15 protein-coding genes, 1 tRNA gene and 3 pseudogenes are annotated in these 14,599 nt (G+C 58.6%); 9 read left to right on the forward strand and 10 right to left on the reverse strand.

Features of this window, described 5'->3' with window-relative positions; genetic code table 11:
- Positions 1-111: 111 nt before the first annotated feature.
- Positions 112-1,110, reverse strand: coding sequence for a hypothetical protein (locus IPP88_22735; protein MBL0125365.1), 999 nt, complete (start codon positions 1,108-1,110; stop codon positions 112-114).
- 504 nt (positions 1,111-1,614) lie between these two features.
- Positions 1,615-2,975 (reverse strand): annotated as a pseudogene (locus IPP88_22740) (NTP transferase domain-containing protein).
- 262 nt (positions 2,976-3,237) lie between these two features.
- Here IPP88_22740 and IPP88_22745 point away from each other — a divergent pair.
- Positions 3,238-3,312 (forward strand) — tRNA-His (locus IPP88_22745).
- A 342-nt stretch (positions 3,313-3,654) separates the two neighbouring features.
- Here the strand turns inward: IPP88_22745 and smpB are convergent.
- Positions 3,655-4,128 (reverse strand): SsrA-binding protein SmpB, encoded by a 474-nt coding sequence (gene smpB, locus IPP88_22750; protein MBL0125366.1) that lies wholly within the window; start codon positions 4,126-4,128, stop codon positions 3,655-3,657.
- A gap of 105 nt (positions 4,129-4,233) precedes the next feature.
- Between smpB and IPP88_22755 the strand changes: the two genes are divergently transcribed.
- On the forward strand, positions 4,234-4,662 hold the full coding sequence (locus IPP88_22755; protein MBL0125367.1) for a type II toxin-antitoxin system RatA family toxin: 429 nt from the start codon (positions 4,234-4,236) through the stop codon (positions 4,660-4,662).
- Between the two features lie 13 nt (positions 4,663-4,675).
- On the forward strand, positions 4,676-5,149 hold the full coding sequence (locus IPP88_22760) for an RnfH family protein (GenBank protein ID MBL0125368.1): 474 nt from the start codon (positions 4,676-4,678) through the stop codon (positions 5,147-5,149).
- A 68-nt stretch (positions 5,150-5,217) separates the two neighbouring features.
- Here the strand turns inward: IPP88_22760 and IPP88_22765 are convergent, their stop codons facing one another.
- The 7 genes from IPP88_22765 to IPP88_22795 form a co-directional block, all read right to left on the reverse strand.
- Positions 5,218-6,366, reverse strand: coding sequence for a hypothetical protein (locus tag IPP88_22765; protein ID MBL0125369.1), 1,149 nt, complete (start codon positions 6,364-6,366; stop codon positions 5,218-5,220).
- A gap of 18 nt (positions 6,367-6,384) precedes the next feature.
- Positions 6,385-6,639 (reverse strand): hypothetical protein, encoded by a 255-nt coding sequence (locus IPP88_22770; protein ID MBL0125370.1) that lies wholly within the window; start codon positions 6,637-6,639, stop codon positions 6,385-6,387.
- Between the two features lie 144 nt (positions 6,640-6,783).
- Complete coding sequence (locus IPP88_22775) at positions 6,784-7,197, reverse strand: hypothetical protein (GenBank protein MBL0125371.1); 414 nt, start codon at positions 7,195-7,197, stop codon at positions 6,784-6,786.
- A 62-nt stretch (positions 7,198-7,259) separates the two neighbouring features.
- Positions 7,260-7,511, reverse strand: coding sequence for a hypothetical protein (locus IPP88_22780; GenBank protein ID MBL0125372.1), 252 nt, complete (start codon positions 7,509-7,511; stop codon positions 7,260-7,262).
- Between the two features lie 139 nt (positions 7,512-7,650).
- Positions 7,651-8,238, reverse strand: a complete 588-nt coding sequence (locus IPP88_22785) for a hypothetical protein (protein MBL0125373.1) — start codon at positions 8,236-8,238, stop codon at positions 7,651-7,653.
- Between the two features lie 274 nt (positions 8,239-8,512).
- On the reverse strand, positions 8,513-8,926 hold the full coding sequence (locus IPP88_22790; protein MBL0125374.1) for a DUF4124 domain-containing protein: 414 nt from the start codon (positions 8,924-8,926) through the stop codon (positions 8,513-8,515).
- Positions 8,927-8,995: 69 nt separating this feature from the next.
- Positions 8,996-9,319 (reverse strand): hypothetical protein, encoded by a 324-nt coding sequence (locus tag IPP88_22795; protein MBL0125375.1) that lies wholly within the window; start codon positions 9,317-9,319, stop codon positions 8,996-8,998.
- A gap of 253 nt (positions 9,320-9,572) precedes the next feature.
- Between IPP88_22795 and IPP88_22800 the strand changes: the two are divergent.
- The 6 genes and pseudogenes from IPP88_22800 (at position 9,573) to guaA (ending at position 14,599) form a co-directional block, all read left to right on the forward strand.
- A pseudogene (locus IPP88_22800) lies at positions 9,573-9,856 on the forward strand (IMP dehydrogenase).
- 52 nt (positions 9,857-9,908) lie between these two features.
- A complete protein-coding gene (guaB, locus tag IPP88_22805; protein MBL0125376.1) occupies positions 9,909-11,006 on the forward strand; it encodes an IMP dehydrogenase in 1,098 nt (365 codons plus the stop codon).
- Positions 11,007-11,015: 9 nt separating this feature from the next.
- Positions 11,016-11,444 carry an isochorismatase family protein gene (locus IPP88_22810; GenBank protein ID MBL0125377.1) on the forward strand — a complete coding sequence of 143 codons (429 nt, stop codon included), beginning with the start codon at positions 11,016-11,018 and terminating at the stop codon, positions 11,442-11,444.
- Positions 11,438-12,055, forward strand: a complete 618-nt coding sequence (locus IPP88_22815; GenBank protein MBL0125378.1) for a glutathione S-transferase family protein — start codon at positions 11,438-11,440, stop codon at positions 12,053-12,055. The genes IPP88_22810 and IPP88_22815 overlap by 7 nt, the downstream gene beginning before the upstream one ends.
- 67 nt (positions 12,056-12,122) lie before the next feature.
- Complete coding sequence (locus tag IPP88_22820; protein ID MBL0125379.1) at positions 12,123-13,208, forward strand: TCR/Tet family MFS transporter; 1,086 nt, start codon at positions 12,123-12,125, stop codon at positions 13,206-13,208.
- Positions 13,157-14,599 (forward strand): annotated as a pseudogene (gene guaA, locus IPP88_22825) (glutamine-hydrolyzing GMP synthase). The gene IPP88_22820 and the pseudogene guaA overlap by 52 nt, the downstream one beginning before the upstream one ends.

Here is a 14,599-nt window from a genome sequence, read left to right on the forward strand (position 1 = left end):
TCGCGACCGAAACGCGTAATAACTTCGCGCATCATCAGCGCGTGCAGCGTCCGGCTCTGGATCCTCAGTGAACGCAATATCGATACATCAGCATTCATCTTTGATGCCCGGCTAGTCCGTGTGCTCTTTGATGCTGGCCACCAGCAGGCTGATCACGCCCCAGGCGACCAGCCCCAGCACAAACACCATGAATGCGGAGCGTATCCGTCGCGGTTCCATCGCTTTGTCCGGCAGGTTCGGCTGCACAAGCCGCTCCAGGTAGAGTTGCTTGCGCAAGGCTTCGCTTCGGGCGGATTCCAGCGCCGCCAATGAGGCAGCAAGCTGTTTCTCCGCAAACAGTTTCTCCAGCGTGAAGCGCTCAAACGCGCCGGATTTCGACGTGAGTGAACCTCCGCCGCCGGCAACCTTCGCGGTTTCATTGGCGATGGTCCTGCGCAATGTTTCGATGCGATTTTTCAGCGACGCGACCTGTGGGTTATTCGGTGAGACGCGCGTAATCTGGGAGAGCTGTGTTTCGGTGGAGATCAGTTCTTCCTGGAGTTTCGATACGCCCTGCAGTTGCAGCGCGGATTGGCGGTCCGGGTCAAAGACGGATTGATTGGATCGGAATCCGGCAAGGGCGACGGCGGCCTTCTTTACTTTTTCTTCCCCGACGCTGACCTCGAGTTCGGCGGTCTTGATCAGATCCTGCCGGCTGCGGTCGTTCAGGTTGTTCACCAGCCGCTCGCCCATCTTCAGCAACAGGTCGTTGATCTTTCTTGAGTCCTCGGCCGTGAACGCGCGCACTTTCAGGATGGTAATCGACGAGACGGTGTCGTAGTCGATTGTGACGCGGCTGCGATAGTAGCGGTGGAATGCTTCAAAGCTGTCGTCCCAATCCAACCCCGGAAAGCGATTGATGATGTCCGCGTCCTTGCTGGAGTAAGCCTTGCGTCTCGCGAGGTGATCGTCCAGTTCCTTTAGCGCATCGCGCGAGAGCACGAAATCGTGAACCGAATAGGTGTCATCCTGCGAGCGTGCAAATCCGGTGCCTTGCAGCAAGGCGCCCAATCCGCTCTGCGCGGAACGCTGCGGGCTGCGCACCACGAAACGCGATTCGGAGATGTACACGTCCGATGCGACGAAGGCCGTAATAGATGATCGCGAGGGTCGTCGGCAGGATGACCGTCAGAACAGGATCACGTTGAATTGCTTGCGCGGCGATTTGTGGGCCGGGAATGTTTGGGGGGTTGCATTCAATGCGGTTGTCCGATGGTGGAATTGAGGTTCATGTGTGTTGTGGTTGAGGGTAGCATGCCGCTACCTTGAGGTGCGAAGCGCATGCAGGGTGCATGTAGGGTGCATGACAAACGGAAATCCGTCTATTGAGATTTCCATAAATCAATACACCGTTCGGGCTGATCCTTCGAGTCCCTCAGGACAGGGTACGCTTCGCGTATCGAAGCCCTATCACCCTTCGATACCTCAGGGCGAACGAATACTGGATGTCACAAATATTGGAAAGCACAATAGCCCGTTCGTAGAGCTTGTCGAACCACATGCTGATTTTACTTAATCAGCCAACCCTATGGTGCTACTTATCCAGTTACCGCCTTTTCGCACGTGCATCACCGATTATTTCGCCGCCTGCGCACGCCCATAAATATCCTGAAACCGGACGATATCATCTTCGCCCAGGTATTCGCCGCTCTGCACTTCGATCATCACGAGGTCTATGACCCCGGGGTTCTCCAGCCGGTGTTTGTGGCCAGCCGGAATGTACGTAGATTCGTTTGTGTCGAGCAGGAACTCTTTTTCGCCGTTGACCACTTTTGCCATGCCGTGCACGACGATCCAGTGTTCGCTGCGGTGGTGGTGCATCTGCAGCGATAGCGTCGCGCCAGGCTTGACCATGATGCGCTTGATCTTGAATGCCGCGCCTTCTTCAAGGACCGTGTAGGTGCCCCACGGGCGGTGGACCGTGCGGTGCAGCTTGTAGGTTTCATGTCCCCTGGCCTTTAGCCCGGCATAGATGTGTTTCACATCCTGCGCGCGGCTGCGGTCCGCGACCAGCAGCGCGTCGGGGGTATCGATGATGATCAGGTTATTGACGCCGACAACACCGACCATGCGATCGCTGCTTTGCACGAAATTGTCGTTGGAATCGTGCACCATGGCTTCGCCCTGAATGCGGTTGCCCTGGGCGTCCGGTGCCGATAGCGCGCCCACAGCATCCCAGGAGCCGATGTCGCTCCAGCCAATCTGGCATGGCACCACCGCGACAACCTTGGATTTCTCCATTACGGCATAGTCGATCGAAATATCCGGCACTTTGGCGAACGTGTCCGGATTCAAGTCCGTTTGCGTGAAGGCGGCGCCCTTCCCGACGCCTTCGGACACGCGCGATTGCGCGATGCATGTTTGCGTCGCGCTCAATACGTCCGGGCTATACAGGCCCAGCTCGCGCAACATGGTGCCCGCACTGAAGCAGAACATTCCCGAATTCCAAAGGTAGTCGCCGGATTCGACATAGGTCTTCGCTTGTCCGGCTCAATACCGAAGGTCACCAGGCTGCCGCGCTGCGCGAGTTCGGCGGCCTTCGCGACGGCGGCGGCAAAGGCGGCTTGATCGGCGATCAGATGGTCGGCGGGCAACACCAGCAGGATCGCGTCCTCGCCATGCGTTTTCGCGACATGTATCGCGGCCGCGGCAATCGCGGGCGCGGTGTTTCGGCCAAACGGTTCGAGAATGTAGGACGTCGGCACCTTCGCCATATTGACCTCGCGATACTCGTCCTCGGTCTTGAAGAACAATTCCCGGTTGGTCACTGTGATCACCTCGGTCACGTTCGCCAGCGTCGCGCCGCGCAGGAATGCCTTCTGCAGCAGACTTTGGCCATCGGCCAGCCGAATAAACGGCTTCGGATGAGTCTCGCGTGAAACCGGCCAGAGGCGCGATCCGGCGCCGCCGCAGAGGATGGTGGGAATGAGGTTCATATTTGGTGCGGCTTCTAAAGTCCTTCTCCCCGGGAGAAGGGTGGGGATGAGGGGAAACGGTGGCACAAGTGACGCAACATCCGCAATCCACCCCACAAGGTCAAATCTTACTATGCGATGCCCGGCTTGTGAGGATCACGCCGACATGTTTGCGCGATGCAAGCCCGCAGAAAATAGATCAAGCCCGCACAGTGCGGGTTTGGTATAATCCGTTTCCGTTTTACGTCCTGCAGATTCCGTCTGTGTGACACACAAGTCAATGGTGGCTGTAGCTCAGCGGTAGAGTCCTGGATTGTGATTCCAGTTGTCGTGGGTTCGAACCCCATCAGCCACCCCAGAATAGAAAAAAGCCACCCCTTGCGGTGGCTTTTTTATTCTGGGGTGCTGATGGAATGAGAAATGCACTCCGCTTCGACCAGGCCCAGCCGAATCATGCCAGAAGGGCCACTTATCAACCTAATTCCGTTCGCCCTTGATCCTTCGAGTCCTCAGGACAGGGTAACCGCTGCGGCGTATCGAAGGGCATTCCGACGCAATGAATCAATGCCCTACATTGAGTGTGCTTCGACACCTCAGCACGAACGGGGAGTTGATTAGAAGTCCCAGCATAAACTGGGGCGGGCTGGCGCGCCCTCCAAGCCGAAAATGCCTGAAAGCCCCCGCCAAATGGCGTTCCGCGTCATTTTATCCCGCAAAACGAAGAATTACCCGACCCGCTTTTCATCAGTTGCTCCTGCTCGCGCTTCCAGTCCTTTTCCTTCTCCACATCGCGCTTGTCGTGCTGCTTCTTGCCTTTGGCGAGGCCGATTTCGAGTTTGACGAAGCCGCCCTTGTAGTGAAGATTAAGCGGGACCAGCGTGTAGCCGCGCTGTTCGATCTTGCCGACGAGTTTCTTGATTTCATCCGCCTTCAGCAGCAGTTTGCGGGTGCGCACCGGGTCGGGGATGACGTGGGTGGACGCCTCCGGCAGGGCGGAGATATGCGCGCCGATCAGATACAGTTCACCCTGTTTGAGGATCACGTAACCTTCCTTGATCTGCGCGCGGCCGGCGCGGATGGCTTTCACTTCCCAGCCATGGAGTACGACGCCCGCTTCGTAGCGCTCTTCGATGAAGTAATCGAAAAAGGCTTTTTTGTTGTCGACAATGCTCATAAGCCGGAATTATCCCATGGGATGCTTGCGCCCCGGTCGGATAGAATCTGATTGCCATGGCTCACGTCGAAAATCTGCCCTCTGTTCCCCTATTCCGCCGCCAAGATGTACGAATTGGTGGACGATTGCGAGCGCTATCCGGAATTCCTGCCATGGTGCGGCGGCGCCGAGACGCCCGTGCGCGATCAGACGCGAACGCTGGCGACCATCCATATCGACTATCGCGGATCCGGCAGTCCTTCACGACCGAAAAACACCAAAATCGAAAATGTCGAGATTCAAATGAATCTGCGTGAAGGGCCATTCAGCGAACTCGAAGGTAAATGGCGATTTCAGGCGTTGTCGGATTCGGCGTGCAAGGTGTCGCTGACGCTCGATTACGGATTTTCCAGTACGTTGCTGGAGAAAGCGGTCGGTCCCGTGTTCGGCATGATCGCCAACACTATGATCGAACGTTTCGTGACGCGAGCGGAAGCGCTGTACGGCGACCCGGTGAGCGTCTTGCGGGTGCGTGTAGCCTGGCGGAGCGCCTGAATCGCAAGGCGAAATTGCCGTGGAATTGCCGGAACCCGCGAACGTGCAGATGGCCATTGATGCCGCATGTCATTCGGTGCCCGGGATCGCGACGATTGCGGCGAACGCGGTGGCTGTCGGCGTATGGGGCAAGGTACGTGCCCGCGATCATTGGCTGCGTGACGGCGATCGCGTCGAGTTCTATCGTGCACTGCAAGCCGACCCGAAAGATGCGCGTCGCGCCAACGCAAAACGCTCGCCGGGTAAACGGAAAGATGTGAAGTGGAGACAGGGCTACTTCTGCCTAGCGATAAAGGGTCATCGGCAATGGGCGATAGGAAAGCATTTCAACGCCCAACAGCGTCTCGTCCTGGGTGCGCTGGGTCAGTTTGCGAACGATCACACCGAGCATGAAGTACGCGAACCCATCCGGCCTTACCGCCAGCAGTTGTCCAACGCTAATGCGATCGCCGGTCGCGCGATCCACGATCAGGCCGATGCCCTTTGAACTCATGTCGTGAATTTTCCAGCGGGTCTCGAGCGCATCGGATGCCGGTGGACCGCCTTGCGGATGTCTCAACGGCGGTCGAGCGCGTTGCCCGTGGCCGGCATTTCCAGGGTGAGTTGGAGGCCGCCAAATTTCGCGTGCGTGTTCCCGGTTGCCGCAAGCCGCGCGTTATGTGCGGGGGTCGCTTTGCCGGCCTCGCTGCTCATCGCCCGTCGTGCCTCGCTAAACCCGAGCCGTACTTCCGCCGTCAGATTCTCAACCGGCTTGCGTGCCTCAATGCGCGATGCGCTGGCCTGCAAGAGGGTGGCATACAGGCGCTCAATGGTCGTCAGCAGCGCAACATGCTCTTCGATCGAGAATGAATCGGACGCACCGCGGCCGCGATAGGGATTGCCGGTGCGAAGCTGCGTGCGTACCGCCTCGACTTGCTCTTTCAGGCCTTCGATGCGCGCATAGCGATATGAGGGCTTGGCCGCACTGCTTGTGACCAGTTGCAGGCCAGCCATGAGGTTGAGATCGACAAACAGCGCATGCGAACGCGGCGAGTAGGTTTCATCGAACGCATACTCGGTTGTCCACTCCGCCAGCCATTTGTCGGCAATTTCAATTTGCGGCACGGTCAGGCTGCCGGTGTTCAGCACTTCCAGCATCAACGCCCGCAAATATAGCGACTGCGCGGTGACGCTGTATTTCGCTTCGACAGCGAACAGTTCGATCGGTGTGTTGGCGAACCCGTGGCTCTCGGCAAACTTGTACAGCGCGTGCAGATCCGGCCAGAAGGTGGGCTTGATCGGTTCGTGGCGGAAGAAGCACCACTTTATCGCCGCGCCATGGTGATACAGGGCGAAAGCGACGATGCGTTGCAGCAGCGGTTCAGCGTCTTCCTTGGTCCACTCGCCGCGTCGCTGCACGAGAGCTTCCATCGTCTTGGCCGCCACGCCGTGCATCAAGTGCAGGTCATGCGCGAATTGCTCCGCCGCCGTTTTTTCGGTGATGGCAAAGAAAGCGACTTTGTCGGATTGAATGACTTGATACAAGCGGTTTTCGAATGCGACAAGTTCACGGACCGCTTCCGCCGCAATGGGCGCCGGCGTATCGGCAAATGCCTTGACGGTTCCAATCAGTGCCATGCACTGCGCGCCAGTCTGCGGCGCCGTGCCATCCAGCGCTGTCGACATGGAGAGGGAATCGTTTTCGGGTGACTTGCCAGTTTGCATTTTTTTTGCCGCTACTTGTTACGCCGATCCGTCGGCAGTCGCGAAACGGGCCGTGATGGATTCAAAGTCAGCGCGACTGACGCCGTGATCATCCAGCAATGCCAGCCGCAGGTCGGACATCAACGCATCAGAGGTAAAGTCCATGGGGGCGTCGAGCCAGTTTTCGGCAATCGGGTCAAATCGCGTTTCACCCGCCAGAAGCGGGCTGCCGCTGGCTGCAAACAGGGGATTGCCGGGATCAAGTTCGTGGCCAACATGGCGCACCTTGGCCACGCCGCAGTATGGCTGAACAATACATGAAATTTCCCGGCCAATTCGTGGAATTCGGCGACCATGTTTTCGAGGCGAAAGATCTCGAACTGCGCCAGCCAGAAACGGATTTCCTGCGGACGTTCTTCCACCGCGAAGGTGAGCAGTTCACTGGCTTTCTCGCGGCCGTTGCCTCGGTCGCCTCTCTTCGTAATAGAGGCGCGCCGTCGGGATGACAGGCTCGGCATCGTCGATCGAAACCGTATTGCTTTTCAGCTCGGGGTAGCGCTCGTGCATGTACTGCAGGCGCCGCACTCTGTCCTCGGGGAGCTTCTCGTCCATCCCAACCAGAAAATCGACGGCAGTCGCGGTATTCGCATCGAGTTCGTAGCTTGCCGGCGTGTCGTCGAAAACGACCGGTGCATCCACTTGGTGGTGAGTGTCGATCCTGGCCCCGACAGTGCCACGACCCGCCGCCGTATCGGCCTGCCAAATCTCGGTTGGTTCGTCGGCAAGCCGCGTACGGTTCGAACATGTTCGTCGCCAGTTGGTTGTCCGTCGAAGGAGAGTCAACTTCTTCATTCTCCCAATCATCGAATGCGGCGTCGTCCGAACCTGACCCCGTGGATTTTCCCCGTGTGGATTCAGCCGTCGCCGTGCTGGAGCGTTGCGCGTTCGTTGCGACGGAATTGCGGATTTTTTTCGATTTGCCATCGCGGCGCGACCAGGCCCGGGACACCAGCAGCGCGAGCAGTGCAACGACGATTCCCCAAGGCCAGCGGTGACGTCAGATAGCCGATAATCGTGTCGGTGATCGATTCCCTCGGGCGGATGAGCTTCTCGGTTGGGCGGGCCGTTGGCGTGGCGACGGGTGCGGCCGGCGGCGGCAGGAGCACCGCTTCAGTGGGTGTTTGCGCAATGGTTGCTGCCGGTGCGCGCCGGATGAAGCGGGCGCCGCGGCCCGAATCGGCAGTTCCGCGGTCTGTTTCAGCTGTATTTCATGGAGGCGCTGTTCCATCTGCTTCACAGTGTTCTTCAGTGATAGCAGTGCCGCGACCTGATCATCGGCATCGAGCATGAGTTGCTTTTCGCGCAACTGCCGGCGTTGTGCTTCGGATACGTTGCGGCTTCGCGACAGGTCCATTGCCGAGCCGGAAAGGCGCAATGAGAAGCCTTCGCCGCGGACGGCGGTTTCAGCTCTGGCGGCAGCTTTGGCCGCGGCCCAGGTGGCGGCGATGGCTGAAGCTTAGCGCCGTGGCGCTGGCCGCGCTTGCGGTTTCCGGCGGTGGCTGCGGGTACCGCAACGGCTGCGGCGTCTCTCGTTGTGGTGCGCTTGGTGTGCCAACTGCCAGCGTGGCGGCTTGCCTGACTTACCCGGCTCGCGTCATTGAGGTGGGCGGCGCAACCTGGGCGCGTGCGCGTTTCCGTTGCCATCGACGCAACAGGTGGCGCGATGAACGGCGGCGGATCAAGCAGTACCGTGAAATCCCGATCGAACGCGGGTTCGCCGGGGCAGCCGATCCGTATCGGAAATCGCGCAACCGGTTCCTTTGGCGGTTTGCGGGTTTGCAGGTAGCGCAATGCGCAGCTCCACCATTTCAGGATCAGGTCTTTACTGCGCAATGTATTTTCGTGCCGTTCATTTTCGATGACCGGTTGGCAAATCCGCCACGGTATCAGGTGCCGTCGAGCAGACCGCCGTGGGCAAATTTAGTGGTTCGCCGAGGAATGAGCGAACTCTTGATGTCGCCCAACACCGGATTCTGCGCTTGACAACTGTAAGGAGAGCTGGAAAAAATCAGCGCCGGCGAGGCCATTGAAATCCAGTTCAAGAACCATTGCATCACGCTCGCGAAACTTCATCAAGGCATGAATACAACGGCGCATGCGTCAGGCTTTACATGATGCGGCGGCGCGGCGCTACTTGGTCGGTTCGGCTTACGCTCTTCTTCGGACCTGACGTTGATCTCGCCCTTTTTCGTTGGTCCGTCGAATCGATCGTCCCGCTCTCGAGATCGCGCAACCCCGCGCGGGCCGATTTGCAGTTCTCTTCGGCGATTTCGTCATTTTCGTGTTGCTTACCGCCTTCTTCGCTATCTGCCACGTCGGTGCGGCGCTTGTCATAGTCCTTGGCGCGATCCTGCAAGAGGTGCCGGTGTGCCGGCGGTCGATGCCATCGGCGCACTGGACTCGACCTTCTTGGCCTCGGCCTTCGACGACCCGCTGGGGGTGGCGCATCGCTGTATTGCACCTGGCCATCCTTGTCTACCCCCTTGTAGACCTGTGCCGCGACGGTCGCGGTCGCCAGCAAAATAGCGATGGCAATGAATAATTGAATCAGGATTTCATGTGGACTACTCCTTGCAACATGTTCAGATATTTACCACTTGACCGGCGGTAGCGCCGTTTGTTTGATGGAAAGTGCGCACAGCGCCACCACTTCCCTTCGCGTGCACGAGGTGGCCGTGCTATCCAGTATTTGCGCGGCTGCACGCGCTTTGTTCAGGTGCTCAACGGCAGCGGTCCACAATGCACGCTTTACCCGCGCTTCAATAACGCTCTGTCCGGCGGCCTTCAGTGCGGAATCCGCTTCCGCCGTCAGTTCAATTGGTTTGGCGACCGGGACGATGACAATCGGTGCGATCGGTGTTTCTTTGGGTGGCTCGGGGGCGACACAACCGCCGACCAAACCGAGCAAACCCATGCTTGCCACCGCCAAACCAGCCCCTTTGCGGTATTTTGCGCCAATTTTTGCGAAAAAATCTGGAAAAACAGCCAAAAGTATATTTATTGTCAACGGTTAGCCAAAGAACTTCGCCTAGATTCGCTAAGGTAATCGTAAATATCCTTCGCGTCAACCGAATATGAGCATTGTGCGCCCGATTTTGAAGGTAAATCCGGCTCGCGTATAATGCTGATTTTGTCGGAGCCAAAAACGTGAAAGTCGTCAAAAAGCCCTGACCTTTGATGATGTGCTGTTGATCCCCGCGCATTCTGCTGTTCTTCCCGCGACGTTTCCTTCAAACCCGTCTGACCGCCAAAATCGGCCTGAATATCCCGCTGCTGTCCGCGGCGATGGATACCGTCACCGAGTCGCGCCTTGCGATTGCGCTGGCGCAGAGGGGGCATCGGTATCATTCACAAGAACATGACCGGACAAATGCAGGCGGCCGAAGTTCTGCGGGTGAGCGATTTGAGAGTGGGGTGGTCAAGGATCCAATTACGGTCACGCCGGATATGAGTGTCCGCGATGTGATCGCGTTGACCCGCAAACATAATTTCTCGGACTTCCGGTGCTCGTCGGCAAGAAGGTGGTGGGCATCGTCACCAACCGCGATCTGCGCTTCGAGACAAAGCTGGATCAACCAGTCAAGAACGTCATGACGCCGAAGTCCAGGCTGGTGACGGTGAAAGAAGGAACGACCCGCGAAGAAGCACTCGCGCTGATGCACAAGCATCGACTGGAGCGCGTGCTGGTGGTGAACAAGGCCTTCGAGCTACGCGGCCTCATCACGGTAAAGGACGTGCTGAAATCAAGCGAACATCCTTTTGCCTGCAAAGATGACATGGGACGCCTGCGTGTTGGCGCCGCCGTCGGCATTGGCGAGGGCACCGACCAGCGCGTTGAATTGCTGGTGGAAGCTGGCGTTGATGTCATCGTGGTCGATACCGCGCACGGGCATTCGAAGAATGTGATGAACCGCGTGAAATGGGTGAAGAAACATTTTCCGCAAGTCGACGTGATCGGCGGCAACATTGCCACCGCCGCCGCCGCGCTGGCGCTCATGGATCATGGCGCGGATTGCGTGAAAGTCGGCATCGGGCCAGGCTCGATCTGCACCACGCGCATTGTCGCGGGAGTGGGCGTGCCGCAAATCACGGCCATTGCCGACGTCACGGCGGCGCTCGCGAAACATGGCATTCCCTGCATCGCCGATGGCGGCATTCGCTTTTCAGGCGACATGGCGAAAGCGCTGGCCGCGGGGGCCTCGACGGTCATGCTCGGCGGGATGTTCGCCGGCACGGAAGAGGCGCCCGGCGAGACCGAGCTCTATCAGGGGCGTTCGTACAAGAGCTATCGCGGCATGGGTTCGGTGGCCGCGATGCAAAAGGGATCTTCGGATCGGTATTTCCAGGATCCGCAAAACAACGCGGACAAGTTTGTGCCGGAAGGCGTCGAGGGTCGCGTGCCGTACAAGGGCAGCATGCTGGGCGTGGTGCATCAGTTGACCGGCGGTCTGCGTTCCAGCATGGGCTACCTGGGCTGCAAAACCATCGAGGAAATGCACAAGAATGCACAGTTTGTCGAAATCACGTCCGCCGGCATTCGTGAGTCGCACGTGCACGATGTGCAGATCACCAAAGAAGCGCCTAACTATCGTGTCGATTGACGCTCGCCGATGAGCAACGAAAAAAACCAGGCACTATTGGTCATCGATGTTCAGGTGGGTATTGCCCGCGGCAAGGATATGCATGCCGGCTGGCCAAAAATACTCGGCAATATTGTCGATCTCATTGCGCGAGCGCGCGAAAGAAACCTGCCGGTGGTTTTTGTTCAGCATAACGGCGGGCCGGAGACATGTTGCAACCGGGACGCGATGGCTGGGCATTGTGCCCGGAACTGGTGCGCCGCGCCGTGTCGCTCGGCATTGATGTCACCCTCGCCGCGGACGCGCACGGGACATGGAATTCGCCGACACTTGATGCCCACCAGATCATCGATCATCACAATCGCGTGCTCCACCAGTTTTCGGCCGGTCACGCCGCCGTCACCGTCACGCCGGCTTCGGCCGTGGCATTTTCCTGAGTGGCAGAATCCGCCATGTTGAAATTGTTTGGTTCACCCGGAATGGGCTCCGCTGCCGCCGAAGTGGTTTTGCAATTGGCCAATCAGCCTTACGAGTACATCAAGACGTCGTTCTGGGACCAGAACAAACATTTCGCCGAACTTGTCAAAGCCAATCCACAAGCCAAGGTTCCCACGTTGGTGCTCGAAGACGGTACGGTGATGACCGAGAGCGCCGCGATCCTTCTCCATTTTGCCGAGAAGGTTCCAGACCTGATTCCGCTGGACCCGGCGAAACGCGCGGCATTTTATCGCTGGATGATTTTCATCCCGGCAAACATTTACGCCATGTTTGACATTGGCGATGAACCGTCGCGCTGGGTTGACGGTGACGCATTGCAAGCGGCGTTGAAAGAAAAATCCGTGGAGAAGCAGAAGTTCTTCTGGGGCCTGCTGGAACAAAACCTGTCGCCGGCACCCTATGTGCTCGGCGAGCACATGACCGCACTGGACGTTTACATCGCCATGGTCAGCCGCTGGCGTCCCGGCCGCGACTGGTTCAATGCCCAATGTCCGAAGCTCTCGAAAGCGGTCGCATTGACCGAGCAACATCCGGTGGTTGCAAAGGTATGGGAGAAGAATTTTGGAAAGTAGCACCACGGTAGAGACCGCGACCGGCAAACCGGCCAAGGCCGCCAAGCCGGTCGGCCTGAATTTCATCATGGTTTGTGTCTTCATCGACATGCTGGGAATCGGACTTGCGGTGCCGGTATTGCCGGTGCTGGTCGGCCAATATGTCGAAGGCCGCGAATTGCAGGCGCATTGGTATGGCATCCTGGCGATGGTATTTGGCCTGTGCCAGTTCCTGTGCATGCCGCTGCTCGGTGCCTTATCAGACAAGGTTGGCCGCCGGCCGGTGATGTTGTATTCGATGGTGGGCATGGCGATTAATTTCTTCTCGACCGCGCTGGCGACCAGTTTGGCGATGCTCTTTATCGGGCGTGTCGTCGGCGGCTTGTCCTCGGCGAGCGTATCGGTGGCCAACGCCTATGCGTCGGATGTGAGTACGCCGGAGACGCGCGCGAAAGCGTTCGGCATGATCGGCGCGTGCTTCGGCATGGGGTTCATATTCGGCCCGGTCATCGGCGGGTTTCTGGGTAGCATCGATCTGCATTTGCCTTTTTATGTGGCGGGCGGATTGTGCCTCGCCAATTTCATTTTTGGCTATTTCTTTGTGCCGGAATCATTGACACGTGATCGCCGCAACCACTTTTCGTGGGCCAAGGCGAACCCGTTTACCGCCCTCGTCGGCCTGGCGCGACGCGTGGAGATTCGTGGACTGGTGGCGGTGTTTCCGCTGGCGAGCCTTGCGCAGATTCTGTTGCACACGACTTGGGTGCTGTACACCAATTTTCGCTTTGGCTGGGGACCATTTGAGAACGGTCTGTCGCTGTTTTGCGTGGGTATCACCGCGGCCGTGGTGCAGGCCGGACTGCTGGGGTGGCTCCTGAGGACGTTTGGCGAAGTGCGCCTGTCTCTGCTGGGGCTGATCTCCGGCGCGGTGGTCTATGCGCTATACGGGCTCGCCACACAAGGCTGGATGATGTACGTCTTCATCCTGGTGAACGTGCTGGCGTTCGGCGCCGGCCCGGCACTGCAGGGCATCGTGTCCAAGCAAACCGATCCCAAGGAGCAGGGCGCGGAAACCCCTGCGTTAAAACCCAACGCTAACCTCCACCGCCAATCCAACGACAAATGTCCGACAAAATCCTCATCCTCGATTTCGGTTCGCAAGTCACGCAGTTAATCGCGCGCCGCGTGCGTGAAGCCGGTGTGTATTGCGAGCTGCATCCGTTCGACATGTCCGACGAGGACATTTCGCCAGTTCAATCCACGCGGAATTATTCTGTCAGGCAGCCACGCCTCCGTTACCGAAGATGGCACCGCGCGCGCGCCGCAGGCGGTGTTCGAACTCGGCGTGCCGGTTCTGGGCATCTGTTACGGCATGCAGACCATGGCTGCACAGCTTGGCGGCACGGTCGAGACGGGACGGGTGCGTGAATTCGGTTACGCCGAAGTGCGCGCGCGGCCACTGAAATTGCTCGAAGACATTCAGGATCGCTCCAACGCGGAAGGTCACGGGTTGCTCGATTGTGGATGTCGCACGGCGACAAAGTCACGGAGTTGCCGCCGGATTCAAGGTGATTGCCTCGAACGACACGACGCCGCTGGCCGGCATGGCTGCGACGAAGCGCGTGGCTTCTATGCCGTCCAGTTCCACCTGAAGTGACGCACACCCGCCAGGGACGCGCGATCTATAACCGTTTCGTTCACGATATCTGCGGCTGTGACGGATCGTGGAACATGCCGGACCACGCGCCGCACGCGATCGCGCACATCCGCGAGCAGGTGGGCGCGAGGAGGTCATTCTCGGCCTGAGTGGGGGGTGGATTCGAGTGTCGCGGGCGCTGGTCCACCAGGCAATCGGCGATCAGCTCACCTGTGTGTTTGTCGATACCGGCCTGCTGCGTTTGAACGAGGGCGAACAGGTGATGGACATGTTCGGCAATCACATGCACATGAAGATCATTCATGTTGACGCGGCGGAGGAATTCTCAGCCAGCTGAAAGGCATCTCGACCCCGAACAGAAGCGCATGATCATCGGCCGCGTGTTCGTGTGGAAATCTTCCAGCGTATGGCGAAATTGCCGTCGGCCAAGTGGTTTTCGCCCAAGGCACCATCTATCCGACGTGATCGAAAGTGCTCTCGGCCAAAAACTAAGAAGCCCACACCATCAAGTCGCACCACAACGTCGGCGGCTTGCCCGAGTCGCTGCACCTGAAGCTGCTCAAACCCTTGCGCGAATTGTTCAAGGATGAAGTGCGTGAGCTGGGCGTGGCACTGGGCCCAAGCCGCGCGAGATGGTTTATCGCCATCCCTTCCCGGACCCCGATCCGCGTGCGTATTCTCGGCGAAGTCACGGGCGAGGCAGCCGATCCGCTGCGCCGCGCCGATGCCATTTTCATTGACGAGTTGCGCGCAACACTGGATGCGGACGGCGTCAGCTGGCATGACAATGTTGCGCAGGCGTTCGCGGTCTTCCCTGCCGGTGAAAAGTGTCGGCGTGATGAGACGGGCGTACTTACGAATATGTGGTGGCCCTGCGTGCGGTGCAGACCAACGATTTCATGACGGCG

The sequence above is a fragment of the Betaproteobacteria bacterium genome (genome assembly GCA_016720925.1).
In the GTDB taxonomy this organism is placed as follows: Bacteria; Pseudomonadota; Gammaproteobacteria; order Burkholderiales; family Usitatibacteraceae; genus UKL13-2.

Bases quoted from the DNA above. Each gene is read 5' to 3' on its own strand.
- smpB (MBL0125366.1), bottom strand. From the start codon at position 4,128: ATGAGCATTGTCGACAACAAAAAAGCCTTTTTCGATTACTTCATCGAA.
- IPP88_22755 (MBL0125367.1), top strand. From the start codon at position 4,234: ATGTACGAATTGGTGGACGATTGCGAGCGCTATCCGGAATTCCTGCCA.
- IPP88_22765 (MBL0125369.1), bottom strand. From the start codon at position 6,366: ATGCAAACTGGCAAGTCACCCGAAAACGATTCCCTCTCCATGTCGACA.
- IPP88_22775 (MBL0125371.1), bottom strand. From the start codon at position 7,197: ATGAAGAAGTTGACTCTCCTTCGACGGACAACCAACTGGCGACGAACA.
- IPP88_22795 (MBL0125375.1), bottom strand. From the start codon at position 9,319: ATGGGTTTGCTCGGTTTGGTCGGCGGTTGTGTCGCCCCCGAGCCACCC.
- IPP88_22810 (MBL0125377.1), top strand. From the start codon at position 11,016: ATGAGCAACGAAAAAAACCAGGCACTATTGGTCATCGATGTTCAGGTG.
- IPP88_22815 (MBL0125378.1), top strand. From the start codon at position 11,438: ATGTTGAAATTGTTTGGTTCACCCGGAATGGGCTCCGCTGCCGCCGAA.
- IPP88_22820 (MBL0125379.1), top strand. From the start codon at position 12,123: ATGGTTTGTGTCTTCATCGACATGCTGGGAATCGGACTTGCGGTGCCG.